Annotated in this window: 26 protein-coding genes; 2 read left to right on the forward strand and 24 right to left on the reverse strand. The window is 64.3% G+C overall.

Annotated features, from left to right (window positions below; translation table 11 throughout):
- Positions 1–9: 9 nt before the first annotated feature.
- From CH274_RS16765 to CH274_RS16810, 10 genes are read right to left on the reverse strand one after another with little or no spacing between them, the layout of a single operon-like run.
- Positions 10–969 (reverse strand): ROK family protein, encoded by a 960-nt coding sequence (locus tag CH274_RS16765; RefSeq protein ID WP_094658201.1) that lies wholly within the window; start codon positions 967–969, stop codon positions 10–12.
- Positions 966–1,634: an HAD-IA family hydrolase gene (locus tag CH274_RS16770; protein WP_094658203.1), complete on the reverse strand. Its 669-nt coding sequence runs from the start codon at positions 1,632–1,634 to the stop codon at positions 966–968. The genes CH274_RS16765 and CH274_RS16770 overlap by 4 nt, the downstream gene beginning before the upstream one ends.
- Positions 1,631–2,518, reverse strand: a complete 888-nt coding sequence (locus CH274_RS16775) for a TIGR03619 family F420-dependent LLM class oxidoreductase (protein ID WP_094658205.1) — start codon at positions 2,516–2,518, stop codon at positions 1,631–1,633. The genes CH274_RS16770 and CH274_RS16775 overlap by 4 nt, the downstream gene beginning before the upstream one ends.
- The gene (locus CH274_RS16780; RefSeq protein ID WP_094658207.1) at positions 2,515–3,312 is read right to left on the reverse strand and encodes a VOC family protein; all 798 of its coding nucleotides are present in this window, start codon (positions 3,310–3,312) and stop codon (positions 2,515–2,517) included. The genes CH274_RS16775 and CH274_RS16780 overlap by 4 nt, the downstream gene beginning before the upstream one ends.
- Positions 3,309–4,208: an NADP-dependent oxidoreductase gene (locus CH274_RS16785; RefSeq protein ID WP_094658209.1), complete on the reverse strand. Its 900-nt coding sequence runs from the start codon at positions 4,206–4,208 to the stop codon at positions 3,309–3,311. Before CH274_RS16785 ends, CH274_RS16780 begins: the two co-directional genes overlap by 4 nt.
- A complete protein-coding gene (locus CH274_RS16790) occupies positions 4,205–5,023 on the reverse strand; it encodes an SDR family NAD(P)-dependent oxidoreductase (protein WP_094658210.1) in 819 nt (272 codons plus the stop codon). Before CH274_RS16790 ends, CH274_RS16785 begins: the two co-directional genes overlap by 4 nt.
- Positions 5,016–6,011 (reverse strand): zinc-dependent alcohol dehydrogenase, encoded by a 996-nt coding sequence (locus CH274_RS16795; RefSeq protein ID WP_094658212.1) that lies wholly within the window; start codon positions 6,009–6,011, stop codon positions 5,016–5,018. Before CH274_RS16795 ends, CH274_RS16790 begins: the two co-directional genes overlap by 8 nt.
- Positions 6,008–7,198, reverse strand: a complete 1,191-nt coding sequence (locus CH274_RS16800; RefSeq protein ID WP_094658213.1) for an MFS transporter — start codon at positions 7,196–7,198, stop codon at positions 6,008–6,010. The genes CH274_RS16795 and CH274_RS16800 overlap by 4 nt, the downstream gene beginning before the upstream one ends.
- 4 nt (positions 7,199–7,202) lie before the next feature.
- Positions 7,203–8,240, reverse strand: a complete 1,038-nt coding sequence (locus tag CH274_RS16805; protein ID WP_094658215.1) for a ketoacyl-ACP synthase III family protein — start codon at positions 8,238–8,240, stop codon at positions 7,203–7,205.
- Positions 8,237–9,472: a sedoheptulose 7-phosphate cyclase gene (locus CH274_RS16810; protein ID WP_032395032.1), complete on the reverse strand. Its 1,236-nt coding sequence runs from the start codon at positions 9,470–9,472 to the stop codon at positions 8,237–8,239. The genes CH274_RS16805 and CH274_RS16810 overlap by 4 nt, the downstream gene beginning before the upstream one ends.
- A gap of 169 nt (positions 9,473–9,641) precedes the next feature.
- Between CH274_RS16810 and CH274_RS16815 the strand changes: the two genes are divergently transcribed.
- Positions 9,642–10,247: a TetR/AcrR family transcriptional regulator gene (locus CH274_RS16815; protein ID WP_094658216.1), complete on the forward strand. Its 606-nt coding sequence runs from the start codon at positions 9,642–9,644 to the stop codon at positions 10,245–10,247.
- 12 nt (positions 10,248–10,259) lie between these two features.
- Here the strand turns inward: CH274_RS16815 and CH274_RS16820 are convergent, their stop codons facing one another.
- The 9 genes from CH274_RS16820 to CH274_RS16860 are packed head-to-tail and all read right to left on the reverse strand — an operon-like array spanning position 10,260 to position 19,588.
- Positions 10,260–11,588 carry an aspartate aminotransferase family protein gene (locus tag CH274_RS16820; RefSeq protein WP_256993615.1) on the reverse strand — a complete coding sequence of 443 codons (1,329 nt, stop codon included), beginning with the start codon at positions 11,586–11,588 and terminating at the stop codon, positions 10,260–10,262.
- A 1-nt stretch (position 11,589) separates the two neighbouring features.
- Positions 11,590–12,534, reverse strand: coding sequence for a choline kinase family protein (locus CH274_RS16825; RefSeq protein WP_032395136.1), 945 nt, complete (start codon positions 12,532–12,534; stop codon positions 11,590–11,592).
- A 7-nt stretch (positions 12,535–12,541) separates the two neighbouring features.
- Positions 12,542–13,477: a phosphotransferase family protein gene (locus CH274_RS16830; RefSeq protein WP_094658217.1), complete on the reverse strand. Its 936-nt coding sequence runs from the start codon at positions 13,475–13,477 to the stop codon at positions 12,542–12,544.
- Positions 13,474–14,883: an amidase gene (locus CH274_RS16835; protein ID WP_094658219.1), complete on the reverse strand. Its 1,410-nt coding sequence runs from the start codon at positions 14,881–14,883 to the stop codon at positions 13,474–13,476. Before CH274_RS16835 ends, CH274_RS16830 begins: the two co-directional genes overlap by 4 nt.
- 10 nt (positions 14,884–14,893) lie before the next feature.
- On the reverse strand, positions 14,894–15,694 hold the full coding sequence (locus tag CH274_RS16840) for an SDR family NAD(P)-dependent oxidoreductase (RefSeq protein WP_094658221.1): 801 nt from the start codon (positions 15,692–15,694) through the stop codon (positions 14,894–14,896).
- Between the two features lie 13 nt (positions 15,695–15,707).
- Positions 15,708–16,976, reverse strand: a complete 1,269-nt coding sequence (locus CH274_RS16845) for a M20 family metallo-hydrolase (protein ID WP_256993616.1) — start codon at positions 16,974–16,976, stop codon at positions 15,708–15,710.
- Positions 16,976–18,538 (reverse strand): sodium:solute symporter family protein, encoded by a 1,563-nt coding sequence (locus CH274_RS16850; protein WP_094647269.1) that lies wholly within the window; start codon positions 18,536–18,538, stop codon positions 16,976–16,978. The genes CH274_RS16845 and CH274_RS16850 overlap by 1 nt, the downstream gene beginning before the upstream one ends.
- 1 nt (position 18,539) lies before the next feature.
- The gene (locus CH274_RS16855) at positions 18,540–18,818 is read right to left on the reverse strand and encodes a hypothetical protein (protein ID WP_045199456.1); all 279 of its coding nucleotides are present in this window, start codon (positions 18,816–18,818) and stop codon (positions 18,540–18,542) included.
- Positions 18,819–18,823: 5 nt separating this feature from the next.
- Complete coding sequence (locus CH274_RS16860; RefSeq protein WP_052049432.1) at positions 18,824–19,588, reverse strand: inositol monophosphatase family protein; 765 nt, start codon at positions 19,586–19,588, stop codon at positions 18,824–18,826.
- A gap of 244 nt (positions 19,589–19,832) precedes the next feature.
- On the opposite strand from CH274_RS16860, the gene CH274_RS16865 reads away from it, so the two are divergent.
- Positions 19,833–20,603: a GntR family transcriptional regulator gene (locus CH274_RS16865; protein ID WP_045199458.1), complete on the forward strand. Its 771-nt coding sequence runs from the start codon at positions 19,833–19,835 to the stop codon at positions 20,601–20,603.
- A gap of 46 nt (positions 20,604–20,649) precedes the next feature.
- On the opposite strand, the gene CH274_RS16870 is transcribed toward CH274_RS16865, so the two are convergent.
- The 5 genes from CH274_RS16870 to CH274_RS16890 all read right to left on the reverse strand — a co-directional run bounded on the left by CH274_RS16870 (position 20,650) and on the right by CH274_RS16890 (position 26,819).
- Positions 20,650–22,599: a primary-amine oxidase gene (locus CH274_RS16870; protein WP_094658223.1), complete on the reverse strand. Its 1,950-nt coding sequence runs from the start codon at positions 22,597–22,599 to the stop codon at positions 20,650–20,652.
- Positions 22,596–22,973 (reverse strand): hypothetical protein, encoded by a 378-nt coding sequence (locus CH274_RS16875; protein WP_094658224.1) that lies wholly within the window; start codon positions 22,971–22,973, stop codon positions 22,596–22,598. The genes CH274_RS16870 and CH274_RS16875 overlap by 4 nt, the downstream gene beginning before the upstream one ends.
- Before the next feature lie 100 nt (positions 22,974–23,073).
- On the reverse strand, positions 23,074–24,699 hold the full coding sequence (locus CH274_RS16880; RefSeq protein ID WP_094658226.1) for a long-chain fatty acid--CoA ligase: 1,626 nt from the start codon (positions 24,697–24,699) through the stop codon (positions 23,074–23,076).
- A gap of 68 nt (positions 24,700–24,767) precedes the next feature.
- Positions 24,768–25,847: an alpha/beta hydrolase family protein gene (locus CH274_RS16885; RefSeq protein ID WP_094658227.1), complete on the reverse strand. Its 1,080-nt coding sequence runs from the start codon at positions 25,845–25,847 to the stop codon at positions 24,768–24,770.
- A gap of 87 nt (positions 25,848–25,934) precedes the next feature.
- Positions 25,935–26,819 carry a tagatose-bisphosphate aldolase gene (locus tag CH274_RS16890; protein ID WP_094630728.1) on the reverse strand — a complete coding sequence of 295 codons (885 nt, stop codon included), beginning with the start codon at positions 26,817–26,819 and terminating at the stop codon, positions 25,935–25,937.
- Positions 26,820–26,882 lie beyond the last annotated feature (63 nt).

Genomic DNA, 26,882 nt, shown 5'->3' on the forward strand with positions numbered 1-26,882 from the left:
GAGCCTCTTTCAGGTCTTGGTGGCGCGCAGATAGCCGTCGGCGATGGCGTCGGCTCCGGCCAGAGTGTCGATGTCGCCGGGCTTGCAGAGGTGGATGATCTCGGTGACACGCTCCGAGGTGAGGGAGTCGGCGTACGAGCGTGTCTCCGCGAGTTGTTCCTCGAGCTCACGTCCGTAGAACTCGCACAGTCCCTCCGCGACGCCACCGCCGATGCCGATTCGGTCCAAGCGCGGGTCGAGGGTGATCATGGTCCTGATCAGTTCGGCGATCGGTTCCACCACAATCCGTAGCAACCTGACCGCGTCTACGTGTCCGGCCGTAAGCGACGCCGCGAAGGTGTCGACGTCGTAACCAATGCCGAGTACCTCCGCCACCGCCTCTACTCCGGGGCCGGACGAGATGGACGACACGTGCCCGATGCCGCCGCATGCGCAGGGCAACGTCCGCACTGCCTCGGGGGCGGAACTCGTTGCCCGCAGATGGCCGATCTCACCCTGTAGACCTCGGTGGTCGACCGGGATGGTTCTGTCGGTGAGAACTGCAGTGCGCGCGGCGATTCCGCTGCTGATCGTGAGGTAGGCGATGTGACGGTCGGTAGGTCGAGCGAACCCGAGTGCGAAGGACGCCAGCCCAGCCGTCACGTCGTTGACGAGCCGCCATCGCACATCGGGGCGTCGAGAGGTCAGGACGTCGAGCAGGGGAATCTCACCGGTCGGCGCGCCTCCCCACAGGGGCCCGGAACCGAGGGCAACACCGTTCTGCTCGTCGAGCGCAGCGCCACACGAAATGTTGGCCGCAGCACCCTGTGGAACATGGAGATCGAGGGTATCCACCAGTTGCTCCAACAGCTCGTCGGACGGTGTGCCGGGCTGCCTGATCGAGCTGGGAGACGGCAGCCGCTCGGTGGCACCGCCGTGTCGGATGCGCAGCCACGTCCCGCCGAGATCGACCGAGACTGTGGTGTTCACGTCACCCCGTCCACGTCGATCACCAGACCGCCGTCGCTTACCGCCACCCGCATCGATTCGAAGTCGTGTACGCGGGCAACCTGTGGACCGGACTCGTTGCCGATCGCGATGCACCGCGCGCCGGCGGCATGAGCTGCGGCAATCCCGGCGTCGGCATCCTCGAAAACGATGCACGACTCGATCGCCACACCCAATTGCTCTGCGGCATACTGAAATCCCTCGGGATCAGGCTTGCCGACGGCGACGTCCTCGGCGCACACGGCAACACGCGGCGTCGGAAGTCCGGCCGCGGTGAGGCGTCGCACCATCATCGAACGCGATGCCGACGTCACCACCGCCCATCGGTCCGGTGGCACCGCGTCGAGAAACTTCTGCGCACCGGCGATGGGCCGAACCGGCACCAGGTTCTGGTGTTCGCGTTCTCGAATCCATCGGAGCGCGGCACGGAGGTCTGCAGTGGGGCCGAGTACACGCAGAACGATGTCGGCGGCCAGTCGCCCCGGCAGGGCCTTGGCCATCACGGCCTTGTCGACGCCGTGGCGTTCGGCGAACTCGAACCACACCGCCTCGATCGACTCGTGGGAATCGACGAGTGTGCCGTCCATGTCGAACAGGAATGCAGCTGCCGTGATGGATCCGCGAAGCGGGCCGGGCTGCAGACTCATACCGTAGCCTCCGCTCGCATCCCCAAGGCGTCGCCGGCGTAGCGGACGAGCTCGAGATCGTCTGCGGTGGAGCGGCGTAGTCGTTGGTCGCCCGGGTCGGTATCGAGAACCACGGTGCCGGCACCCAATTCGCTGAGGAATTCGATGTCGGTACGGATCTGGTCCACGGTCCCGTACCCGAGGGGACGATTGGGCGACTGCACCGGAGTGTCGGTGGGGAGAAAGTAGATTCTCGGGACGAACTCCTTGTCCTCGTGCAGGGCTCGCGATCCTGCGATGCACAGTTGTCTCGACGGGTGCAGTGGATGCCAACCGGTGCCGCGGGTATTGGTCCGGTCGATCGCCGCCGGGCCGTTGCCACCGATCCACAGCGGCGGATGTGGCGACTGCACCGGCATCGGCCCACCGTGGATACGGCGGGATGTGCCGCTGGCACCGGGGGATTCGTAGGTCTCCGACGCCCAGGCGGCTGCCAGGGTGTCGAGTGTGGTGTCGGTCAGCCTGCCCCGGCGGTGGAACGGAACACCCAGAACGTCGAACGCCTGCGCCGTCCAACCCACGCCGACTCCGACGATGAGTCGTCCGGCGCTGAGCTGGTCGATCGTTGCGGTGGCATGCGCGAGGTATGCCGGATGGCGATGGCTCCCGATCAGCACTCCGCTACCGAGACGGATCGAGTCGGTCTGCCCGGCAAGCCACGACAGCGTCGTCAGGCATTCGTAGAACGGCGCGGGGGAGCGGCGATTCGCATCGTCGGTCAGTACCACGTGATCCGAGAGCAGGATGTTGTCGAATCCGGCCGATTCGGCAGTGCGTGCCCATCCGAGGAGCCCGTCCGGATCGATCTGTGGCCCGAAGTTCGGCAGATTGAGCCCGTACTTCACGGCGCACCCGGAAACAGTCGACGTGCGCCGGTGTTCCGATCACTGGTGGGCAGGGTGAGGAAATTGCCACCGTTGGCCGTCAGCGGCCGGGCACCGTGCTTGCGTCCGATGTGATGCTCGAACAGTTCCACATTGAGCTCACCGACCGACACCATTGCCATCCTGGACGTACCTTCCACTTCGAGATCGAATTGCGCTCGCATGAATCCGCGGTCTGCTTCGATCTCGGTGCGCAGTACCTCGGTTGCGGAGTGCGAGCCCACCAGCTGCGCGATGGTCGCATCGAGATCCGCCACGCTGTACCCGGAATGGTCGAGCCCTCGGCAGGTCGGCAGCAGCGCCGAGGGGATATCGTCACGTCGATGATGCAGCCGGGCGTCGGTGTGGCCGAAGTAGCCCGGGGTCTCGGGCCACTGCTGCAGCTCGAACAACGTGCCCCACGGCGATCTGAAGTAGATCCACTTGTTGCCGGCAATCGGACCCTCGGGGACGGTGATCACATCGCCGAGCAACGAAACATCCTGCTGTTCATCGAGGTAACCCGCTGCAGCGTCGATGTCTCCGACGGTGAAGCACAGGTGATTGGTTCCCACATCTACTATTCGCGGCGGGGTCTGTTCGGCCGAAGCCGAGGACGTGAACTCGACGGTGACGCTGCCCGAGACCGGCACCGAGGCACCGTCCGTGGCAGTCGCGCCGACGAGCGATGCGACGAAGTCAGCGGCCTGGTGGGCGTCCGGGACGGTGATACCTATTGTGGTGAGCGATGTTTGGATTCCTTCGGTCGTGGTCATGGGATCAGCAGTACCTTTCCTCGGGTTCCACCGGCCGCAAGGAGCGCATGCGCCTGCGAGGCCTCGTCGAATCCGAATTCGCGGGCAACGGGGACAGTGAGCGTGCCCGCCGAGACGAGCGCGGAGATCTCCGCCAGTCCCGGTCCGTCCTCGTTCACATAGCTCTTGCCCGGGGTGATCCCGCGTTGTGGTTGTGGTTGGTCGCCGTCCTCGATCGAGACGTACGCGCCGCCGTCGCGCACGGAGTCGATGGTCTCCACCACGCCTGCGGTGTCGACGACGGCGTCGTACTCACCGGCCTGCACGTCGACGGGTTTGGCGAACACTCGGCGCGCGCCGAGCGCGAGCAGATCCTCGGTGTCGGACTCACGCGCGAGGGCGTCCACTCGGTGGCCGCGGCCGATCAGAATCGCCGACGCGATGCGTCCCACCGCGCCCGCAGCCCCGGTCACCAAGACTGTCGAGTGCGCTGCGAGGGCGATCTTGTCGAGTTGCGGCACGGCGGTGAGAGATGCGAGCGGGATCGCTGCCGCATGCGCCAGGCCGACGCCGGTGGGCGCGTGTGCGAACAGAGATTCGTCGGCGACCACACGCTCGGCATAGGTACCGAAACGATGTGCCGGCTGCGCAATCATCCCGATCACGGTGTCGCCCGGTGCAAATCGAGTCACCGACTGTCCGACGGCGACGACGGTGCCCGACACATCCCAACCGAGGACCGCGGGGTACGTCAGTTCGATCGGTAGAAATCCCGAGCGGGTCTTGAGGTCGACCGGATTGACGGCGGCCGCAGCCACCGACACCGTGATGTCTCCCGGTCCGGCGACGGGTTCGTCCACGTCGGCGACAGTCAGTACTTCGGGTTCACCCTTGGCGGTGATGACAACGGCCTTCATGCGATCTCCTCTCGTTCGGCTGCGGGCACCAACTCGCCCGCGTACCGTGCGTTTTCCTCCGCTGCGGTCAGCACGAGGCCGCCGTCGACGGTGATGGTGGTACCGGTGAGGTAACTCGATGCCGGTCCGGCGAGAAAGACTGCGGCTGCGGCAACCTCGTTCACCCCGGCGGGCCTGCCGAGGGGAATGGCCGGCCTCGAAATCTCCGCGTAGGCGGATTCGTCGACAACTCCGTTCATCGCGGTTGCTGTCTCCCCGGGAGCCACCGAATTGACGCGAACACCGTGCCGCGCGAACTCGAGCGCGAGTACCTTCCCCGACGCAGCCAACGCTGCCTTGCTGGCGCAGTAGATCGCGCCGCCGGTGATGGGCACCGAATCGTGAACCGAGGTGATGTTGACGATCGAGCCCGCGATGCCGTCCGAGATCATGCGACGACCGACAGCCGATGCCAACGTAAGTGGCGTGACGGTGTTGATCGCCAGGACATCCTCGATCCGTTGGACATCGAGACCGTCGGCCGAGGACCGGTCGTTGACGCCGGCGTTGTTGACAAGGCATCGGATCTCGCCGAACATGCCGATCGCGCCCTCGACTGCGGCGACCGTGGCCCGCGCGTCGCGCAGATCGAGCTGGAGCGCAGTCGCGTCGACGGGATACGACGCTCGAATATCGTCGATCAGTCGACTGACTCGGTCGGTGCCGTTGCCGTATCCGAGGATCAGGTTGTGTCCCTCGCGTGCGAGGGCCACGGCGATCGCGCGTCCGATTCCGCTACTGGCACCGGTGACGACGGTGTAGCCGGGTCTACTCAACTGCGATCACCACCTTCGGGCGTGTCCTGTGGCTTTCGAGACGATCGAAGGCCGCCTTGGCGTCGGACAACGGGACCACGCTGTCGATGAGCGCCGCCAGGGCGGGACGAATGAGCGGGAAGAGCGCCGCAGCACGGCGATAGTGATCGACACCGTGACGAATCCCGATGATCGAGATACCCGCCAGCGCAACCGCTCCGGGGTCGATGGACTCGCAGTGCGCAGCCACGCCGACGAGAATGCACTTTCCACCGGGGCGCAGTACCCCGATTGCGGTGCTCAGTGCGCCGACGCCGCCCGATGCCTCCACGACGATGTCGTAGGGCCCGGTCAGAGCGTCGGCCTCGGTGAAGGTCCGAGCCACCGCGCTTGGGTCGAGGTGCTCGATGCATCGTGGTTCGAGAATGTCGACGGTGACGGGGTAGCGGGAGAGCATGGCCACCGCGAGACTGCCGATGGTTCCCGCACCGACGACGAGGACCCGATCGCCCGGCGACACCGATGCCGCGTCGACAGCTTCGATTACGGTCACCAGCGGTTCGATGAGGACATGTTCGGGTTCGGCTGTCACCCGTCCCAGCGAGACCACGGCGCGCCGCGGCATGACGAGGAATTGTGCTGCAGCACCGCCGTGTTCGTAGAGGCCGACCTCGCGAAGATCCGAACACTGGTTTCGTTTACCCGATCCGCAGGCCGTGCAGGACTGACAGAAGAGCATGGTGCTTCCGGTGACCGCGTCACCGGCATCGAGATCGCGGACGCCGCTGCCCGTCCGTTCGACCACGCCGACCCACTCGTGGCCGAAGTGGTGCGGAAAGGACGTCTTCCCGTCGGTCAGGTACGAGGACGTGCCGTGCAACAGTTCCAGATCCGTACCGCACAGCCCGACGTACGAGACAGCGACCACGACGTCGTCCGGGCCGCAGACCGGTGCGTCGAGCTCGACGATCGAAACGGAATGCGGCGCGTCGATCACCGCGGCTCTCATGCGGCCACCTGTGACGCGCGACGACTGACGAACAGCAGCACCACCGCGCCGACGGCGAGGACCGCTCCGATGGCAGGCAGGACCGAGACGCTGCTGCCTCCCGACAGGGCGATGGAACCGATCCAGGCACCCGCTGCGTTGGCGAGTTGGAACCCGGCGATGTTGACGGTGGCCGCGAGGTGGGGCGCTTCACTGGCCGCGCCGATCAACTTCGAGGCCAGTGGCGGGATGATCGAGAAGCCCGCGGCACCGAGAACGAACATCCACGCGAACGCGAACCATGCTGTGCCGCCGAAGAGGAACAGGACGACGAGTGCGCCCGCGAGTGCCGTCAGCGCCGTGTACAGCGTCGTGTCCAGTGTTTTGTCTGCGAAGTATCCGCCGAGCTGGTTGCCGACCACCGAGCCGACGCCGAAGACGAACAGCACGATGGTGACGGTCGATGCGGAGATGCCGGCGTGATCGGTCAGGTAGGGCGCGATGTAGGTGAACACCACGAACAGCGCGGCCTGGCTCAGCGCCGTGAGACCGATTGCCCACAACACCGGTCCGCGGGTGAACACGCTCAGTTCCGAAGTGACACTGCCGGTCTGATGTGACGGTGCTGCTCGTCGGGTCGAGGCGATCAAGGCGGCGGTGACCAACAATTGGAAGAGCGCGACGATGGCGAACGACCAACGCCAACCGAGCTGCGAGCCGATCAGCGTCCCCAACGGAACTCCGAGGACGGTGGCGAGGTTGAGCCCCAGTGTCACGCGTGCGATGACGCGGCCCTGAAATTCCGGTTCCACCAACGATGTTGCCAACACCAGGCACAGTGCGAAGAACGTCGCGTGGGGGAGTGCGGTGATGATTCGGAAGACCACGAGGGTCGCGAAGTTCGGGGCCAGTGCGGTGCCGATGTTGCCGATGACGAACAAGGCCATCAAAGCGGCGATGAGCGGGGTGCGAGGGACTTTGGTGGTGGCGATGGTGAGAAGGGGGCCGCCGATGACCACCGTGACGGCGTAGATCGTGATCAGCAGGCCCGCAGTCGAATTACTCACACCGACATCGGAGGAGATGTCCTGTAGAACTCCGGCGACGAGGTATTCGACGGTTCCCACCCCGAACACTGCGAGCAGCATCCAGATGATGGCCGCGTTCGCGTTGACCGCGGGCGCTTCGTGACGTGTCTCGGTGACCATTGGTCTATCCCTTCGTGGTGTTGTCGTGGCCGGTGTACTCGACGACTGCGCATCCCCAGGTGAACCCGACGCCGATGCCGGTGAGCATGATTCGGTCACCGGGCTGCAGGGTTTCGGTGTGCCGGAGCAGGTCGAGGCCGAGCAACGGGTCGGCAGCACCGGTGTGGCCGATCTCGCGCCCGAGTTCGACCAGCGTCTGGTCGGGCTTGATCTTGAGAGGCTCGAAACACTGCTTGCGCAGCAGAACGTTGCCGAAGTTCGGGACGATCCACCTGCCGATCTCGCCGTGATGGGTCGCCGAGTCACCCAGTGCCGTTTCGGCACAACGGGACAGAGCCGCTGCGTTGCGGGACCAGAACTCGTCGATGGAGTGTGTCGCGGTGAAGCCCGCGACGCGTGCTCTCAGGTCGATGGGCCCGTCGGTGTCGTAGACCGGCATGTCCAGGCTGTCGAAGCCGCGGTGCATCTGTTCGAGGTGCGCATCGCTGACCACGGATGTCGACAGGATGCGGAACGGGCCGAGATCGGGGCCGACGACGGCGGCGGCCGCACCGTCGCCGTAGACGAGTCCGCTGTCGGACTTCCACCGGTCGAACAGTGGCATTCGCCATGCGTCGGACGCGGTCACCAATCCCTTGCCGCGTCCGTCGAACCAACGACCGATCATCTCTATGCCGACGATCGCGCCGGCACATGCGGTGCGGATCTCGATGGGCAGACAGTCGTCGATGCCGAGTTCGTTCTGGATGTACGCACCGCAGTTCCAGGCCTCCAGACCGTTGTGCAGAACGACAGCGTGTACCAGAAGATCGATCTCGTCACTGTTGATTCCGCTGTCCTGCACCGCGGCTCGGCCCGCGAGGACGGCCATGTCCGGCGCGGACTCGCCGAGGTCGGGATTCGAGACCGCGACCGACGTCTGCCCGGTCTTCTGGTGCTCGACCGAGTCGAATCGCCCCGCCGCGACCATATCGGCCGCCTGCACTCGGCTTTCGGGTAGATAGGACCCGAAGCCCTCGATGTACAGGCTGTCCCACTTCATGACGCGACCTTCGTCACCGAGACTTCACCGTTGGCCAGCCCGGTGTTCTTGCGCGCGAGAAGAGTCAGCGCGGACGCGATCTCCTCGTTGGTCACATCGTTGGCGAAATGGTGTCCGCCGATACCGACGGGCAGCGGCAGTCGCTGACGTCCGTCTCGATGGCGGACGGTGTCTGCGAGTGCGGCGTCGAGCACGCCTGCGGTGGACAACACGTCGTTCCAGACGGGGAGGCCGAGCCGTTTCATCACCGTGAGAATCCGGTCCAGATCCTCTCTGCTGAGGCTTCCGCGCAGGAAACCCAGCGCGGAGGTGAGCGCCATGTCGATGCTGACGGCCTCGCCGTGCAGCAGAGCGGGCAGAGCCTCCATCTCGAGTGTGGGCGAGAACGTGTGGCCGTAGTCCACGCACCGTTCGAGGCAGGACTCCCACAGGTTGGGTTGAAGCTCCTCGAGCATGAGGTGGATCGATTCGGCAATGACCTGCGTTGCAGCAGTGTCGAGTTCGCTGCACGTACCTTGAAAATTGTCGGCGATCAGGCGTTGACCGTAGGTTTCGAGCAGCTCGAACAGGTCGACCGACTTGATCAACGCCATCTTCAGGATCTCGGCGAGACCGTTGGACAGGTGTCGGTCGTCGAGGGTGCGCAGGAATGAGCGGTCCACGTAGGTGGCGATGGCGGGGGCGTACGTTCCGAGACGGTTCTTGCCCATGCCGTAGTTGACACCCGTCTTGACGCCCACTCCGGCGTCGACGAGACCGATCAAGGTGGTGGGAATCCTGATGTACGGAGTGCCGCGCCGATAGACACTCGCGGCGAATCCGACGACGTCGAGCAGCACGCCACCGCCGACGGCGATGACCGGCTCGCGTCGTCGGTCGATACCGAATCCGTTCATCGCGTCGACGACGCGGATGACCGAGCTCCATTCCTTCACCGTTTCGTCTGCGCGCATCGGCACGAACGATGCGGCCACCCCGTGGTGCTCGAAGTATCTCCTGATGCGGTCGCCGTGGATGCGATCGACATTGGAGTCGATCACGACGAGGCGTCTGTCTCCCCGGGTCAGCGGTGCTGCGCTGCAGCCGGTCAACAGCTGGGCGTTTTCCGTCTCGAACAGATTCCGTGCGGCGATGACGTGGTACTCGACCTGCTTCACCGCCTCGACCTTCCACGCCGAGTCGGTGTCTGCGCTGTGACTGAGTCCGAGTTTGAATGAAGCGGCACTACGCATTTCGATCCCCCTGGACGGTGATATGCACTCTCGGGCTGTATTCGCTCTCTTCCGTGCGGCGCCGAACCGAAGTTCTTGCAGAAGCGTAGGGGATTCGCTTAGTGATCGCTACAGGAGTAGAGTAGATCACAGCTGAACAGAACTGTTGCGATGTGACACAGGAGGGCCTATGGCCGGCGTGCGAGGACAGGGGCGCAAGTTCGATGTCGACTCTGCGCTGGATCAAGCGATGTTCGCATTCTGGGAGCACGGGTACGAGGGCACCTCGGTGTCGATGCTGACCGGCGCCATGGGCATCAACCCGCCCAGTCTCTACAGTGCATTCGGCGGCAAGGAGGGGCTGTTCTTCGCAGCGGTGGACCGCTACCTCGCTACGCGCGGGGACTTCATGGCCCGGGCGTTCGCCGAGGAGCCGCAGGCCGCCAAGCTCATCTCACGGCTGCTGTACGACGCGGCTTTGCATTACACCGACGATTCGTGTCCGGGGGGCTGTCTGATCATCAGCTCGGCCGTCGGCGTCACCGACGCCAACCGAGGGATAGCAGATCGGTTGCGGGACATGCGTAATGCCAACGTCGCGCTGCTCTCGGAGCGCATTTCGGAGAACATCGCCGACGGCACCCTGCCCCCGTCATGGGAGCCCGTCGATGTAGCGGAATTGATCGGTGTGATCATTCAGGGCATGTCCCAGCGAGCCCGGGACGGCGCAACGCGGGGTCAACTCGAACGAGTGGCCGACAGAACCTTGGCGTCGCTGGGCCCGACCGACGCCTGACAGACATTCGTATCAGTCCACGACCGCCGCGAACATGTCGAGGAACAGGTCGACGTCTGCCGACTCGATGGTCAACGGCGGTCTGATCTTCAATGTGTTTCCGTACGAGCCGGTGGCCGAGATCAACACCCCGCGTTCCTTCATGGCGTTGACCACCCGCAATGCCTCGGCCGGGTCCGGTTCACCCGCCGGGTCGATGAATTCGACTCCGACGAACAACCCCGCACCACGGATGTCACCGATGGAATCGATACCAGGGGCAAGTCCTCGCAGGCCCGTCAGCATGCGCGAACCCATCGAGGCGGAGTTGGCGACCAGGTCCTCCTCGCGGATCACGTCGAGAACCGCCTGGGCCGCAGCGACAGTCACCGGATTGCCACCGAAGGTGTTGAAGTAGCGCAGGTCTCGTCCGAACGACTCGGCCAACGAACTCTGCATGACCAGTCCGGCAATGGGCATCCCGTTACCCATCGGTTTGCCCATCGTCACGATGTCGGGCAGCAAGCCGTGCCGCTCGAAGCCCCACATCGAGTCGCCAAGGCGACCGAACCCCGGCTGCACCTCGTCGGCGATCAACAGCCCACCCGCGGCGTGAACGACGTCCGCTGCAGGCTTCAGGAACGGTGTCGGCTCCGGCAAGATCCCGTCGGAGGCGAAGATCGAATCGACCATCAGCGCAGCGAAACCGACACCGCTGCAGACCAAGTCGTCGATCTGTGCCTGCACCTTCTCGGCGAACCACGTGCCCAGATCGCCGTTCACCCGGTACGCATCCGGTGCCGGAACCGTCCGCACCCACTCCGCGTCGCGGACGGACGCCGGACCCATCGACGGCGAACACGCCGCCACATCCGCGGTTCCACCGTGATACGCGCTTTCGGTGACGATGATGCCCTGACGACCGGTCGCATGCCGTGCGATCCGGAGAGCGAGGTCGTTCGCCTCGGACCCGGTACACGTGAACATCGCCGTGCTCAGGTTTTCCGGGAAAGTGCCGACCAGATCTTCTGCGTAGCCGATCACGGCCTCGTGCAGGTACCGCGTGTGCGTGTTGATCCTCGACATCTGCCGGGTGACGGCGTCGACAACCCGGGGATGGCAATGCCCCACGCTGGCGACGTTGTTGTACATGTCGAGGTATCGAGTGCCGTCGGCGTCGTAGACGTACACACCCTCTCCGCGTAACAACTCGAGCGGAGACTCGTACATCAGGTGGTAGGCGGGCCCGAGGACGCGCCTCCGGCGTTCGACCAGATCGAGCGTGCGAGTGCTGAGTCCCACAGTCGAGGATGCATCGAATCCGTTGACGCTCAGGGCTCCGACGCGATCGAGAGTGGTCACCTCACAACCCCTGCAGCCAGAACGCCCAACGCGGATCCGCCATCTTCATCCTGGCGCGGGCGAGCTTCCAGGTTCCGTACTTGTGGTAGTCGAAATCCCATGCGGTGCTGAGCTTGTGGTTCATGCAACCCCACAGGCCCCACTTCACGTCCGCGAGCGCGCTGCACACCTGCACGCGAGAGATCATCGACCACTCGGCCTTGCCGTAGAACTCCTCGATCAATTCCATCGTCTGCTGCTCGCCGTAGAACATCTCGGTGATCATGACGGCGAGCTCGTAGGCGCGGTCGTTGTTGGATGCGAACTCGTAGTCCACCAGTTTCATCGGCAGGCCGTCGCCGATGAGGATGTTTCCTGGCATCGGGTCGTTGTGACATGCAACCAGATCCAGGCCGGACGCCAGCATCGCGTTCTTCGCCTGCCCGTACTCGGCGAGGATCAGCTCTGCGTCGCGCGGCAACCGCACACCGAGTTCGGCAACCTGATCGAGGTGTTCGTCGATCATGTCGAAAATCGTCTTCGTGATGCTGAGCTTGCTTCCCGAATGAAGCACGCGATACACATCGATCATGCCCATCGGGATCTCGGGACGCTTGAGGTCGCCGTTGGTGCACGCCCGGTAGCCTTCCAGGAATTCGATCACCTCCACTCCGGTCACCGGATCGAACAGCACCACCTCCGGCCCGATGTCCAGAGCGCCTGCCCGGCGAGCGGCTTCGTTGGCCAGTGACCGGTCGATGAACGAATCCGTCCCGGCGCCGGGGAGTTTCATGAAGTAGCGCTTGGGTTTCCCTTCGACGGTGATGCGCCAATTGCTGTTCATCAACCCTCCGGGTACCGGAGCGTAGGTGATGTTCAGGCCCTCCCACTCCGCAACAGCGGCCAGAGCCTTCTCCACCTGCCGTTCGGGCTCGGTTCGGGCAGATCCCAGTGCGATCTCGTTCATGGCCACCTCAGATATTCCGTACTCGGTCGTCGAAATGGGGGTCGCGCAATCCAGCCCGCGCTCTCAGGAACTGCCAGTCGGAGAACTTCGAATACTCCTGCGTGCCTGGCCTCATCGCGTCGGCATACGAGCCGATGAGGGCCCACCGCAGGGAGTCGGCGATGCCGTATACACGGGCGCGATCGAACAGCGCACTGTCGAACGATCCCCACATCATCTCGAACACCTCGCGTGCGTCGGTGTCGAACGGACGGATCTCCGCGAGCAAGGCACCGATGTCCTGCAACGGATCCATCAGCGCCGCAACGTCCCAGTCGACGAGCCGCATACCGCCGTCGTCGAGCATCAGGACATTGGAGACGTTGCCGTCGCCGTGGCAGGGGACCGCGTCGAACCCGGCACCGTCGATGCGGACTCGAGCAGGCGCGAGAGTCCGCAGCATCCAATCGAAGTCGGCCGGGAACAACCCCCCGACCTTCTCGACCAAACCGATCACGTGCGCCAGGTCCTCGAACACCGACGCACGTCTGGTGATTCCGCTGAGCCGGTGAACGGATGTCCGCAGCGCCACCAGCTTCTCCACATTCGCGTCCTCGTCGAACAGATCGAGCGTTGCGGTCGAACACCGTCCGGTGAAGTCCTCCATGACCAGCACACCGGAGGCTGCGTCGGAGAAGAAGACTTTCGGTCCGATGCCGGCGTCGCCGGCCGCGGTCGCCGCCGAGAACGTCGCTGCGACATCGATGTAGTCGCGAGCGTGCGGTTCCGTCACTTTCACGTATGCGGCCGAGCCCGCGCCGGAGTCCGCAACCTCGGCCCGCGCCGAATACCGCTCGGAGTCCGCGCCCCACCAACTGGGGCTCGCCATGGTGGTACCTGGGTCCAACGTCAGGTCGCCCGTTGCCCAGATACCCAACTCGCTCAGTGTCTGCCGCACAGTCATCCCAGCACTCCGATCTTGTCAGCGGCCACAGCCGTCGGCCAGTTCATCTCGAATCCCCGTGCACCTTCGAGCCATTTCGTCAGCCTCAGCACCGCCTGGTCGGCGAACCGAGGTCCGACGACCTGTATCCCGACAGGCATGTGTCCGGCGAAGCCGAAACAGAGCGCCGAGGCCGGTTGCGCGGTCTGGTTGAACCACGCGGTGAAACTGCAGTGGCCCAACGGTTGTGCCGGGTCGAGCCCGACTTCCTCGGCACCGAAGCCCACTGTGGGAACGACCGGAGAAATGACGAAGTCGAATTCGGACGTCTGCGCCCGAACAGACTCCTGCGAGCGCATCACCGCATCGGTATCTCGCGTGAACTGAGCGGCCGAATACTGCGCCGCCGCCGAGGCCCACTCCGCGACCGCGGGCAGTACCTGCGATCGACGACTCTCGGGAATGGCCTCCCACTCCGTGCGCGCACGAACCTGGAACAGGCGATCCAACGCCGGGTACGGATCCACGCCGAAGATCGGCGGCATGTCGGTGACCACGGCACCCGCTGCACTCAGTTGCATTGCGGCAGAACGCACCACGGCCTGTACGTCGTCGGAAACGGTGGGACCGTAGCCCATGTCGAGCATGACGCCGATGCGAAGCCCGGCAGGAGCGAGAACCGCGTGTATGTCGGAGGTGTCCTCGTACGGCAGACTCCACGTGTCGCGTGGATCGGGCCTCGAGACAACGCCGTAGAGGTCGATGAGATCGTCGACGGTGCGCGCCATCGGACCGGCCGATCGCATTGTCGACGGAGCAGTGTGCGGAATGCGGCCCTGCGTCGGCTTCAAGGCAACGAGCCCGCAGTGTCCCGCAGGCAACCGCACCGACCCGGCGATATCGGAACCGACAGAACCGAACCCGATGCCCGACGCCAGCGACGCACCTGCACCGGCACTGGATCCACCGGTGTTGCGAGAAGGGTCCCAAGGATTGCGGGTGATTCCGTACAGCGAGCTGACGCCGGCTGCCATCATCCCCATGTCCGGCATCGTGGTCTTGCCGACGATGACAGCACCCGCTTCCTTCAGCCGGGCGGCCGGCGGCGCGTCGACCGTGGACATCGGCAGGTCCGCATTCGCGGCGACGCCGTGCCGCCACGGCATCCCGATCGCATGGACGCTGTCCTTGATCGTCACCGGAATCCCGTCCAGGCCTCCTCGGGCACGGCCGGATACGAGTCGGTCGGTCGCGGCCGCCGCGGCTGCACGGGCACCCGACTCGTCCACGTACGCCATCGCATTGATCACGGGGTCGGTCGCCGACAGATGCTCCAGCGTGGCGTCGAGCAACTGCACGGGAGTGAGCTCACCGGTGCCGAATGCCGCACGTATCTCGGCGACGGTTTTGGTCAACATGGGATTCATCGCGTGCCTTTCATGCCGATACCGCGGTTGCCACCGGTATCACTGGAACCACGGGAGTGCCGACGAGCCAGCCGCCGTCCACGGCCACGATCTCTCCGCAGATGTGGTCCGAGAGCGACGAGGCCAGGAACAACACGGTGTCGGCGATGTGCTGCGGATCTGCCCACTTGCCGTTGGGGGTCTGCGCCTCCAGAGCGCCGCGGATGGACGCGTCGTAGATCGCGGTCATGTCGGTCTCGACGAAGCCGGGCGCAACGCCGTTGACGTTGATTCCCATCGGTGCATAGTCGATGCCGACCTGCCGAGTGAAGTTGACCATCGCTCCCTTCGCCGCGCAGTACCCGGCAAATCCTGGATTGGCCCGCAGGCCGCTGATCGACGCGACGTTGACGACCTTGCCGCCCCGCCCGGCGTCGACCATGTGCCGTATCGCCGCTCGGGTGCAGAAGAACGTCCCGTCCACGTTCACTGCGAAAAGTGACCGCCACGCATCGTCGGTCGTGTCGAGGACCGTTCCGGCACTGAGCACTCCGGCGTTGTTGACGAGGATGTCGATGCCCGATCGGCCCGCGACGTCCGCGAAGACCGCGTCGACCTGCCGGGAATCGGAGATGTCCAGCAGGACGGACTCGGCGGTGCCTCCCGCAGCGCAGATCAGATTCGATGTCGATGCGCCGTCGGTGCGGAGTGCGTCGCTGCGGTCGGCGATCACCACGTGCGCGCCGGCCGCCGCCAAAGTGGTCGCGACTGCGCGTCCGATGCCGCGGGACCCGCCTGTGACCATTGCAGTCTTGCCGCTCAAATCGATCATCTGGCTCTGCTTTCTATGCTCGAGTGCGGCTGGTGGCGGCGAGTTCGGAAGATCGGCCGACTCCGATATCGCCGCGGACCATGCGCGCGACCGTCTCGGCGAGCATTTTCACGCCGTCGAGCAGGTCGCTGTCGTGGGTCAGTTCTTTCTCGCTGTGCGAGATTCCGTCGATGCTGGGGACGAACAGCATCACCGTCGGTACGACGTCCTTGAGGTTCACCGAGTCGTGGCCGGCCATCGTGAGCATCCGTCGGGACGACAATCCGAGTGCCTCGGCTGCCTCCTCCGCCAGTTCGACGCCCTCGATCTGGTAGCTCGTGGACGGCCGTAGCGCCGAGGTGTCGACGCTGACCCGCACCTCCCCGTCGGTGTTGACGGAATCGATTGCTGCAAGCAGCTTGTCGTGGGCCTGCTCGAGAACCTCGGGATCGGAGGACCGGATGTCGATGGCCATGGTGACCTTCGACGGCACGACGATGGGGGAGTTGGGTTCGACATCGAACTCGCCGACCGATGCCAGTAGGGCCTCCTCGGGGAACTGCGTGGTGAGATCCCGTGCAGCGAGCACGATGCGTGATGCGCCGACCAACGCGTCGTGACGCAGGGCCATATGCGTTGCTCCGGTGTGCGACTGCTCACCGTGAACGGTGATCGAGTACTTCCGTGCGGCCCAGTTGGCGGTGACGATGCCGATCGTCGTGCCCGTGTCCGCGAGAATGGGGCCCTGTTCGATGTGGATCTCGGCGTAGGACGCGGCCTCGGGTGCATCGTCGTTGCCGTGAAATCCGATATCGCACAAAGCATCCCGCACGCTGACGCCATTGCGATCGGTGACCTTCAGGATGTTCTCGGCGTCGAACTTGCCGATGAAGACCCCGCTTCCCATGAGGCTGGGCGAGAAACGAGAACCTTCCTCGTTGAACCAGTTCACCACCGCGAGGTTGAATTGTGGAGCGACCGAGCCCCGTTCGACGCATTCCGAGACCTCGTACGCGGCGTGTGCCGCGGCGAGGACCCCGTAGGCCCCGTCGTACTTTCCGGCCGTCGGCTGACTGTCGAGATGCGAGCCGACGAGCACGTACGGTGCGCCGGGAACCAACTCGACGGTGCCGTACATGTTTCCCACCGCGTCGACGGTGGTGGTGAAGCCGTGCCGGTCGAACCAGTCGGCAAGGAACCGCCTGGTTCGACCGTCGTCCGCGGTCGCTGCCTCGCGGTGCACGCCGCCGGCGGCGGTGGCACCGAACTGCGACATCGCGGCGAAATCGTCGAGAAAGGTCACTAGATCTTCTCCGGTGCGGGGTTGGCAGCGAGTTCGTCGATCCGGTCCTCGAAGGACAGGTCGACCGGTGCTGTGCGGGTAGGACGCTTACCGACCGCGAACATCTCGTCGACGCGTGCCTTCTCCTCGGCCGTGATTCCGGTGACCTTGGAGACGATGAGGAAGACGGCCAGGTTGACGGCCATGCCGACGACTCCGCCGGTGAGGCTGCCCAGTCCGACGATGTCGTCGGGGAAGATCGCGGTGAGCACCAGGGCGACGGTGAAGCCGGAGATCATTCCGGCGACTGCGCCCTTACCGTTGCCGCCTCGCCAGAAGATGCCGAGGAACAGTGGAATGGCAAGCTGCACAACGCCTTGGTACGAGATCTGCGCGAGGAGTTGCAGACGCGTCATGTTGAAGGTGGCGTAGGCGACGATAGCCGCCGCTGCCATGAACGCGAGCATGCTCGTCTTGGCCACCTTGGTGAGCTGGCTGTCGGAGAGTTTGCGCTTGTCGGAGTTGACGATGTCGTTGGCGATCTGCAGTCCGCAGACCTGCACGCTGCCGTCGATGTGGCCCATGGATGCGGCGAACACCATGGTGGCGGCGAGTCCCAGAAGCCACGTCCCACCGTAGCTCTCGGCAATGGTGAACCAGCCGGTCTGCGGTGAATCGGCGACGGCGGGAATGACCGTGCCTGCGATACCGACGAGCATGAGCAGTGAGTAGAAGACGCCGGAGATCAGCACGGTGCGGATGGTGCCGGACTTGACTGCGCGGACGCTGGATGCGGTGTAGATCCGCTGAAAACTTGTCGGCCAGCAGAGGGATCCGACGACACCGGTGAAGATGAGGGCGAAGAGATAGAACGGGCCGTAGGAGTCGCCGTCGCCGGGGACGCGGAGATACTGGTCGGCGACGTCTCCCAGAGTCGAGAAGCTGATCGGGCCGCCGGCGACACCGGAGAGCAGAATCAGGCACAGTGCCGCGGAGAAGACATACGCGACGATGCCTTGGAACATGTCGGTCATGATCAACCCGCGCATGCCCATCTTGACGGTCCAGTACTGACGGATGACGATGACGGCCAGGCCGACGAACAGGCACGTGGTGACCGACCATGCTCCGGCACTGGCGATCTGGAAGACCTCGCCGAGTGCCTGCATACCGAGTACCACCCAGGGGAAGAGCGAGACGATACCGATGACGCTGGCGACGATCTTGGTGCCGCGCGAGTTGAAGCGCAGGCCGAGCAGGTCGGGCTGTGAGCGGAGGTTGTACTTCGCTCCCCATCGCCAGGCGCGGGTGGCCATGAAGTACATCATGGCGACACCGAGGCTGGAGTAGGCGAGGCCGTACATGCCGAATACGCCTGCGCCGCTGGCGAGTCCGAAGAACGCGATGAACACCGAACCCGGCCACCACGAGTTGACGTAGCTCATCGCGACATACCAGGGGCCGTAGCTGCGACCGCCCACCGAGTACTCGTCGAACGTCGGGGAGGTCTTCTGTTGGGTGGTGTACAGAATGAAGATGACGACGGCGTAGAAGACGCCGAGCATTCCCAGCATGATCAACATGTCATTCTCCAGTCAGCGGTGCGGTAGCGGGGAGGAGGTCCTCGTCGAGTTCGCCTCGGATGTCCTCGACGATGTAGAGGCCCCACAGGGTCAGTCCGAGCACGACCCCGTTGATCAGCCAGTACATGATGGCGAACGGGATACCGAGGATTTCGTAGCGAATTCCGCTGCCCCACATGTAGAGCGGTGGGAACAGTGCGAACAGCAGAGCGAGAGCGTAGGTACCGCCGAAGAACGTCATGATGCTCTTTCGGCTCAGGCCGCGAATGTACTCTTTCATGTGCGTCATCCTTGGTTGACTATTTTGAGAACCGAGTCGTGAATTACGCCGTTGGTCGCAATCCCGTTGCCTTTGTCGAAGTCTCGCGCGCCGTCGAGCGAGGTGAAGGTGCCGCCGGCTTCCTCGATGATCACCGGCATGGGGGCAAGATCGTAGATCTGCGTCGTGTAGTCGACCACGGCATCGGCCTGGCCGCTCGCGACCATCATGTAGCCGTAGGCGTCGCCCCAGGTGCGTAGTACGGCACCCGTGGCGTGGAGGTCGACGATGGTATCCGGGTGCCAGTCCTCGAGCCAGGTTGCCATCACGTAGGCACCGTCGAGATCGGTCCTGCTCGAAACATGCACCTGCTCACCATTTTTCCAGCACCCTTTGCCGCGCTCGGCGTGCATGAGGATGTCGACGCTGGGTAGGTTGATGGCACCGAAGACGATCTCGTCACCTTCCTCGATCGCAATCAGGTTGGCGTACAGAGGAACTCCGTGCACGAACGATTTGGTGCCGTCGATCGGGTCGACGATCCAGCGGTAGTCGGAGGTGCCGCCGGTTTCACCGAACTCCTCTCCGAGAAAGCCGTCGGTGGGGAAGTGCTCGGCGACGCCGGCTCTGATGTGCGTCTCGATATCGCGATCCGCCTGTGTAACAGGGGAACCGTCCTGTTTCTGTTCGACGGTGAGGCCTGAGGTGTCGAACCAGCGACGAGCGATCTCGCCCGCCGAGCGGGCGAGCTCCACGCCGAGAGCGGCGCGTGCCGACCTGGAATCCTCCACGGTGTTGCACCCTTCGGTAGATGTTGCGTTCTCGGGTAGGTGCAACGATGGGCGTAGACCATTTCTGGTTTTCTCGTCGATACGTGAACGTCGTGTAACGCATGACCTGGTTGCGGGTCATAGGACACCCGCCGTGTTAATCGTGCGTTAATGCCCAGGTCGAGGGGTGTTGCGCGGGCCTGATTGAAGATTGAATGGACACTGCAGTCATTCCAGGAGAAATCGAGGTGGTCCGGTGCTGTTGATGGAACAGACGCACGCGGCGCTTCTTCGGCTGGCGGCCGAGCTCGAATCGCGCTCCGTTGCCCGGTTGCCTCCCGAACGCGAACTGGCCGAGCGGCTCGGCACGTCGCGGACGACACTGCGCAAAGCGCTGGATCTCCTCGAACGCGACGGTGTCATCCGACGGACGAAGGGTAGGGCAGGCGGTGCCTTTCTGACCTCTGTGACACCGGGTTCGTCCTCGCCGGAAAGTGCGCAGTCCCTCTGTCAGAGCCGGCGACTGCTCCGAAGCCTCAACACCGTCAAGGGCGTCCCACAGATGCTGCACGAGCAGGGATTTCGAGACGGGACCAAAGTCATCTCGGCGCGCATCGCCGAGCCGAGCCCGGAGGCGGCGCAGGTCCTGGGAGACGGACCGGTGGTATCGCTGCTGCGCCTGCGCTTCGCCGACGGCGACACGCTGTCGCTGGAGCAGATGTACCTCAGCGACAGCATCTGTGGCCGAGTTCTGGAGACTCCGTTGGACTCGGTGTACGAGGCTCTGCGTACCCGGCTCGGCGTATCGGTGTGTATGGCAGACGAATCCATCGAACTGGCGACGATCAGTGCGCCCGCGGGCTCGCTGCTCCGCCAACCCGAGGGAACACCCATCCTGAAACTCGAACGCATCGGATACGACCAGTCCGAACGACCCGTCGAATATTCCGTCGACCTGTTCCGAGCCGATCGAACGCGATTGAGTGTGCGCACCTCGTCGCTGGTGAGTGCCTCGGTCACCGAGACTGCGACTTAGACGCGTAGGCCCGGAGACCGCGGTCCCCGGGCCTGGGCGCGGACAATTACTCGTTGCAGCAATGCGCGGCGGGCTTCGGCGTCTCCGGTGCCAGATCCAGCATCGGATTGCCGTCGAAGAACCCGGTGGGCTTGAGGTGCAGACTCACATGACTGACCGGCATCACCGGCCAATCCTCGGGGCGCACCACATGGTGTGCGGCGATCGTGGGCCAGATGACCAGGTCGGCGTTCTCGAGGGAACGGTCACCGCTCGTGTACTTCACCAGCCCGTCGGGTCCCGGATTCTGGGCCACGTACTCACCGGCCGCATAGCGCTCCCGTTCTGCGTACGGCGTCGCCCACAGGTGCTTGGTGGCGAACCCGCCTCGGCGCGCCTGCTGCGAACCTGGCTGTGCCAGAGGCAGAGCGACCGCACCGGACGGCTCGATCTTGTACCCGATGTGCCCACCGAGCTTGTTCTTCTTGTCCGCGTTGGCAATCAACCAGGAACGAGCCCGGAGTGGATCGGCGACGCGTTGCGCTTCTGATTCGCGGGTGAGCTGTCGTTTGGTCTGACGCCAGGCGTTGCCGTGGGGATTGTCCGGCCCGGCGGGGACGGCCTCGGCTTCGAGCTCGTAGAGGTTGTTGCGTGCCCCATCCACGTTCATGTCCAGACGAACACTGAAGAAGTGTTGATGATGCGGCCCATAGAGACCGGGCGCGACAAGAGTGCCGAACTCGGGGACCGTGCCCGGCTCGATCGCACCGGTGGAGATGATGCCGGTCAGCTTGATCTCGAACTCGATGGACCCGTCGAGATACAGATGCCAGTAGAAGCCGTAGTCGTAATTGCCCACGGTGGCGAAGAACGAGACGACGAGACGACGGTTGCGTCGGACCTGGCCTACGTTGTCGCGAAAGTCGGTGTGCTTCCAGCCGATGCTGTAGTCCTCCTCGTGCATGCAGATCGCGTTCGGAAGTTCGATCGGCTGACCGTCCTGATCGTTGACGTACGCGTCGAAATAATGGATCTCGCCGAGGCAATCACAGCCCAGCTGAAGCGAATTGGCGAGAACGCCGAGGCCGTACTCGCCCTCGTCGAACACGTTCTTGTTCCACTGGCTGTCGCCCGGATCGCCGTACGGTACGTACATCTCCGACAGGGATGCTCGATGGATGACCGGGCGTAGGGTTCCCCGATCGACGTATCCGACATCGTGCAGCACGAGACCCTCCCGCGGCGTGAAGCCGACGCGCAAGCGCCAATTCGCCCACTCGACGTAATGGCCGTCCACCGTAAACGACGGACCGTCGGGTTGAGTGATGTCGATCTTCTTCATCGGTGCGCGTTGTTGCGCGAACTCCGGGACGTTGCCGGGGCGTTCGTAGAATCCGGGCAGATAGTTCCCGGGCGCGTGTGGGATGGGAACCACTCCGGTGTCTGCGACGTCGACCACCTCCATCGTGTCCATATCGACTGTGACGACCAGATTCTCGACGGGTCGCGCATATCCGTTCTCCTGCGCTTCGCTGCGTACGAACGTCAGTGGCCGGGCGAGGCGTCGACCACCGGGGTTGTCGCCATCCATGGTGTGGCCGCTGGCCCACTTGTCCACCATCGCCAGCGAGAAGTCGGTGACACCACGCTTGACCATCGCTTCCTGCCACCGCTGATCGGCTTTGATGACGTCCTCGCAGCGAAGGAACTCTTCCAATGTGATGGGTGGCTGGGCGTCGGCGATCTCGGTGTAGCTGATCAGGGCGTCGTGGGTGAGCGAGACAACGGCCTCGAAAGTGGCATGGGCGTCACGGTCACGCAGGACGACGAATGCTCGACGGTCCGTATCCGATTGCTGCAGATCAGTTTTCGTCGGCTCCAGCAGTTCGATGTAGACGAAGCGTGCAGCGGAGGTCAGGTTCCGCTCGCGAACGACTATCGCCGACGTCCTCGAAATCTCCTGCGGGCTCAGCGGTTCGAGGGGATGAACTACAACGGGCGCAAAGGTATCGGTCATCGAGGCTCCTGCAGTCGGTGATGGAGAAGTTCCGGCGGAATGCCGCGCGTGCGAACGAAAACCACGACGGCGGCGAGCGTGAGTTCGACCGCCGCGAGAATCGAGGCCGCGGAGGCACCGCTGACAGCGTCGGTCACGACAGGCTGATGGTGCCCTGATGGACTGGAGGCATGTGCAAGCAGCATGACGGCACTCGATGCCGCCATCACTACCCACGCGCGATTGTTCGTCGACCGCCACAGATCGGCGGCGCACACAACGCACACCACCGCCATGGCGGTCACCAACATGCCCGACGCGCCGCCGACGCCCATTTCCAGATGCAGAACGGCCGATATCACCGCGAGTGCCGATGCACAACGGTTGATCAACACAGTTCGCCACTTCCCGCCGTCGCTGTCCGTTACGACGCTAGGGGTAGACCATTACTGGTATTCGCAGTTCGCGTGAGGAACGTGTAACTCACCGAACGGATCAGACCAGCTCGATGACCTCCAATGCACCGTCGGCATGGGAACTCCGCAGCCTCTTCTTGTCGTATTTGCCGACACTGGTTTTCGGGACCTCGTCGATGAATGTCCACCGCTCCGGCAGCTGCCAATGCGCGACACGACTGTCGAGGAATTCCTTCAACTCCTCGGCCGTCACCGACGCCCCCTCGCGAACGACGACGGCCACCAACGGGCGCTCGTCCCACTTCGGGTCGGGCACACCGATGACCGCGGCCTCCCGCACGGCCGGATGTCCCATCACCTGGTTCTCGAGCTCGACCGAGGAGATCCATTCGCCACCGGACTTGATGATGTCCTTGGCGCGATCGGTCAGGCGCAGGTACCCGCCCTCGGAGATCGTTCCCACGTCACCGGTGCGCAGCCAACCGTCGTCGAACTTGTCGTCGGCGTCGGCGCGGTAGTAGCTGCCGGTGATCCACGGGCCACGCACTTCGAGTTCCCCGACGGTCGCACCGTCCCATGGCAACACCGTGCCTGCATCGTCGACGAGTCGCGCCCGGACTCCGGCGACGAATCTGCCTTGCGTACAGCGCAAGTCGAATTCGTCCTCCGGCGACAGGCCCGCATCGGGCTTGCCCGAGGTGCCCAGTGGGGAGGTTTCGGTCATGCCCCACGCCTGAGAGATGTGCACTCCGTACTTCTCGTGGAACGCCCGCATCAGGCTCGGGGGGCACGCGGCACCGCCGACCACCACGTCACGCAGGCTCGACAGATCCGCCGGGTGCTCGTCGAGATGAGCGAGCAGGGCCTGCCAGATGGTCGGAACCGCTGCTGCGGCCGTTGGACGCAGCGTCGACATCATCTCCGCCAGCGGTGCCGGCTGCAGAAACCTGTCGGGCATGATCAGCGACGCACCGACCATCAGCGCCGCATACGGCAAGCCCCAGGACATCGCGTGGAACATCGGCACGATGGCCAACACCTTGTCGGACTGCGCAATCGCCATCGCGTCGGTCATACACGCTTGCATCGAGTGCAGGTAGATGGAGCGGTGCGAGTACACCACGCCCTTGGGATCACCGGTGGTGCCCGAGGTGTAACACATTGCGGCAGCTGATCGTTCGTCGAGCTCCGGCCAGTCGAACTCCTCCGACTTGCCTCCGAGCAGGTCCTCGTAGCCGAGCACCTCGATGCCGTCGGGTGCGGTGACCTGTGCCGGGTCGACGCCGACGACGATGAGGTGCCGCACGGTCTCGAACGTCGGCAGCAACGGCGTCAACAGGGGGAGCAGACTTGCGTCGGCGATGATGACCTGGTCCTCGGCATGGTTGACGATGTAGGTGAGCTGCTCGGGAAAGAGCCGAATGTTCAGTGTGTGCAGCACAGCGCCCATCGCGGGAATCGCCATGTAGGCCTCCATGTGCGGGGCGTTGTTCCACATGAACGTTCCGACGCGCTGATCGTCGTCGATGCCGATCGACCGCAGACCGTGCGCCAGTTGCGCTGCCCGCCTGCCCAATTCCCCGAAGGTCACCGTGGTCGGACCGGTGTCGGTCCAGGTGGTGATCTCGGCCGAGGAGTGAATGGACGTCCCGAATCGAACCAGCTGGCCGATGGACAATGGGGTGTCCTGCATGGTGCTCTTCATCGATCTCGCTCCTGAAGTCTCGGCATACACATCGTTGTGCTGCGCGTCACACCATGCACGATACGGACTTACTCGGACGCGTGGTCTCGGGTACCTCGGATTCGTGCGTCGACCTCGCGAACGATGTCCTGAAAGATCTCCGACGCGGGGTCGATGACGGCGAAATGGCCCCCGGGCCCTTCGATCGAGGCGACCGAATCCGGGCCGGCCGACGCGGCGGCGTAGTACGCCCGGCTGATCTCGAGCAGGTTGGGGTCGTCGTCGAGTGCACTCACCACAAGCTGCGGGACGCCGAGCGGAAGCCTCGAGATGGGCGACGATTTCTCGTACGTCTCCTGCGCACCGGCGAATCGTGCGCCGATCGCGTTCGACACTGCCCCTTCGCCGAGCCACCGCTCGTCCCCGACCCGCAGATCGAGTACCCCGGCCAGACTCACTGCGAGAGCGGGTGTCCCTGGCTTTCCTGAGGAATCGGCCGCGGCTCGCAGTGCGAGTTGACCGCCCGCCGAATGGCCGAACAGAACTACCTGAGACAGATCCAGATCGCCGGGTGCCGTCTCCAATGCTGCGAGCGCGGACGCGACATCGTCGGTCATCACATCCCAGCCGTGTTCGTCGGGTCGACGGTATTCGATGTTCCAGGTGGCATAGCCACGTGCCGTCAGATCGACGGCCATCGCGTCCATCAGATCGAATTCCCATCGCGAACGCCAATACCCACCGTGGATCAGCACGGCGACAGGGAACGGACCGTCGCTCTCGGGCACCCGCAGCTCGACGCGTTGTTCCGGGTGATCCCCGTAGGACAGGATCGTTCCGGGGTGGAAGCGGTGGAAATACACGCTGTCGATCGCGAATCGCAGACCGTCGAGTCCACGGCCGCGAATATGAGTGCGTATGCCCGGTGATCTGTCCGGAGTGCACTGACCCAGATCGACCCGAACTGCACTGCTGTACGGCGACGTATCGATCGGGATTCCGTCACCTGGAACGACGATCGCCTCATCGGAACTGGTTGCGGCATCGACGATGTCACCGGTCAGGCCACGAGCAGCGAGAGCCCGGTTCGCCAGTTCCTCCGCCGTCGCTAGATCGGCGAAGACTCCGGGAGCGGCAACGATATGGATGTGTCTCGAAACGTCGGTCATGGGTTCACGCTACCCAGAACGGCGTCGACCGAGCCCGGGACGGTGCGTCCGGACTCGGTCGAAGAACGTGCAGTCGAAGAATGCGGATCAGTTGTCGACGGCCTCGTTCAGTTCGCGCAGGCGGGGGAGTGCGCGGTTGGTGAGCAGGTCCTCGCGGGTCGCGGCGGAGACGGCCATGCTGTCCTTCCACAGTGACCGGCCGGCCATCGCGCCGCGCGCGCCGTTCGCTACAGCGACGCGTACCTGCTCGATGAACGTCTCGTGGTCGACGCCTGCCGAGAGCACTGCCCACGGAACACCCTGTGCCGCTTCGGTAACGGCGGCGCAGGCCTCGGCGGAGCCGGGGTAGGGGAGCTTGAGGACCTTGGCACCGCATTCGACCGAGATGCGGGTGGAGTCGGCGATGATCTTGCCGAAGCCTGCCTTGTAGTCCTCGTCCGATTCGCCCTCGAGCTTGTAGGTCAGGATTTCGACGATGAGCAGCAGGCCTTCGGCGGAGCACGCCTTGACGAGGTCGCGAATCTCCTCGGCGACACGGGAATCGACGCCCTGCCGTTCGGGACGCATGTAGAAGAGCATCTTGGCGACATCGCCACCCAGGTCGCGTACGACGCGCGGGGTGACGCCGTCGACGTACCGGGTGTAGCGCAGGCCGTCGGTCTCCTCGAAGCCCGAGGCGTCCATGCCGACCACCAGCGCGGTGCCCCGCGAGAGCACACCCTCGTCGACGATCTTGGGCAGTGCGACCTCCGGGTCGAGCAGGATCGCCGGGGCGTGATTGCCGAGGTAGCGAACCAGATCGGCCTTGGCGTCGGCGAGCTGCTCGAACGTGACCGAACCGGGCCCGTCGGGAGCGTCCGTCATGACCGCCTTCATGCCGTTGCGTTGATCTCCTGCGACGATGAGCATGTTGCCGTCGGCGGTGGAGATGGCGGCCATTCCGCGACGTTCGAGTGTGGTCAGTTCGTTCATTGTTTTCTCCTGGTGCTGGGTTGGGGTCGAGAGCGAGCGAGACAACGTTGTCTCACTGCAGAA

Source organism: Rhodococcus sp. 06-418-5, assembly GCF_002258285.1.
Classification (GTDB): domain Bacteria; phylum Actinomycetota; class Actinomycetes; order Mycobacteriales; family Mycobacteriaceae; genus Rhodococcoides.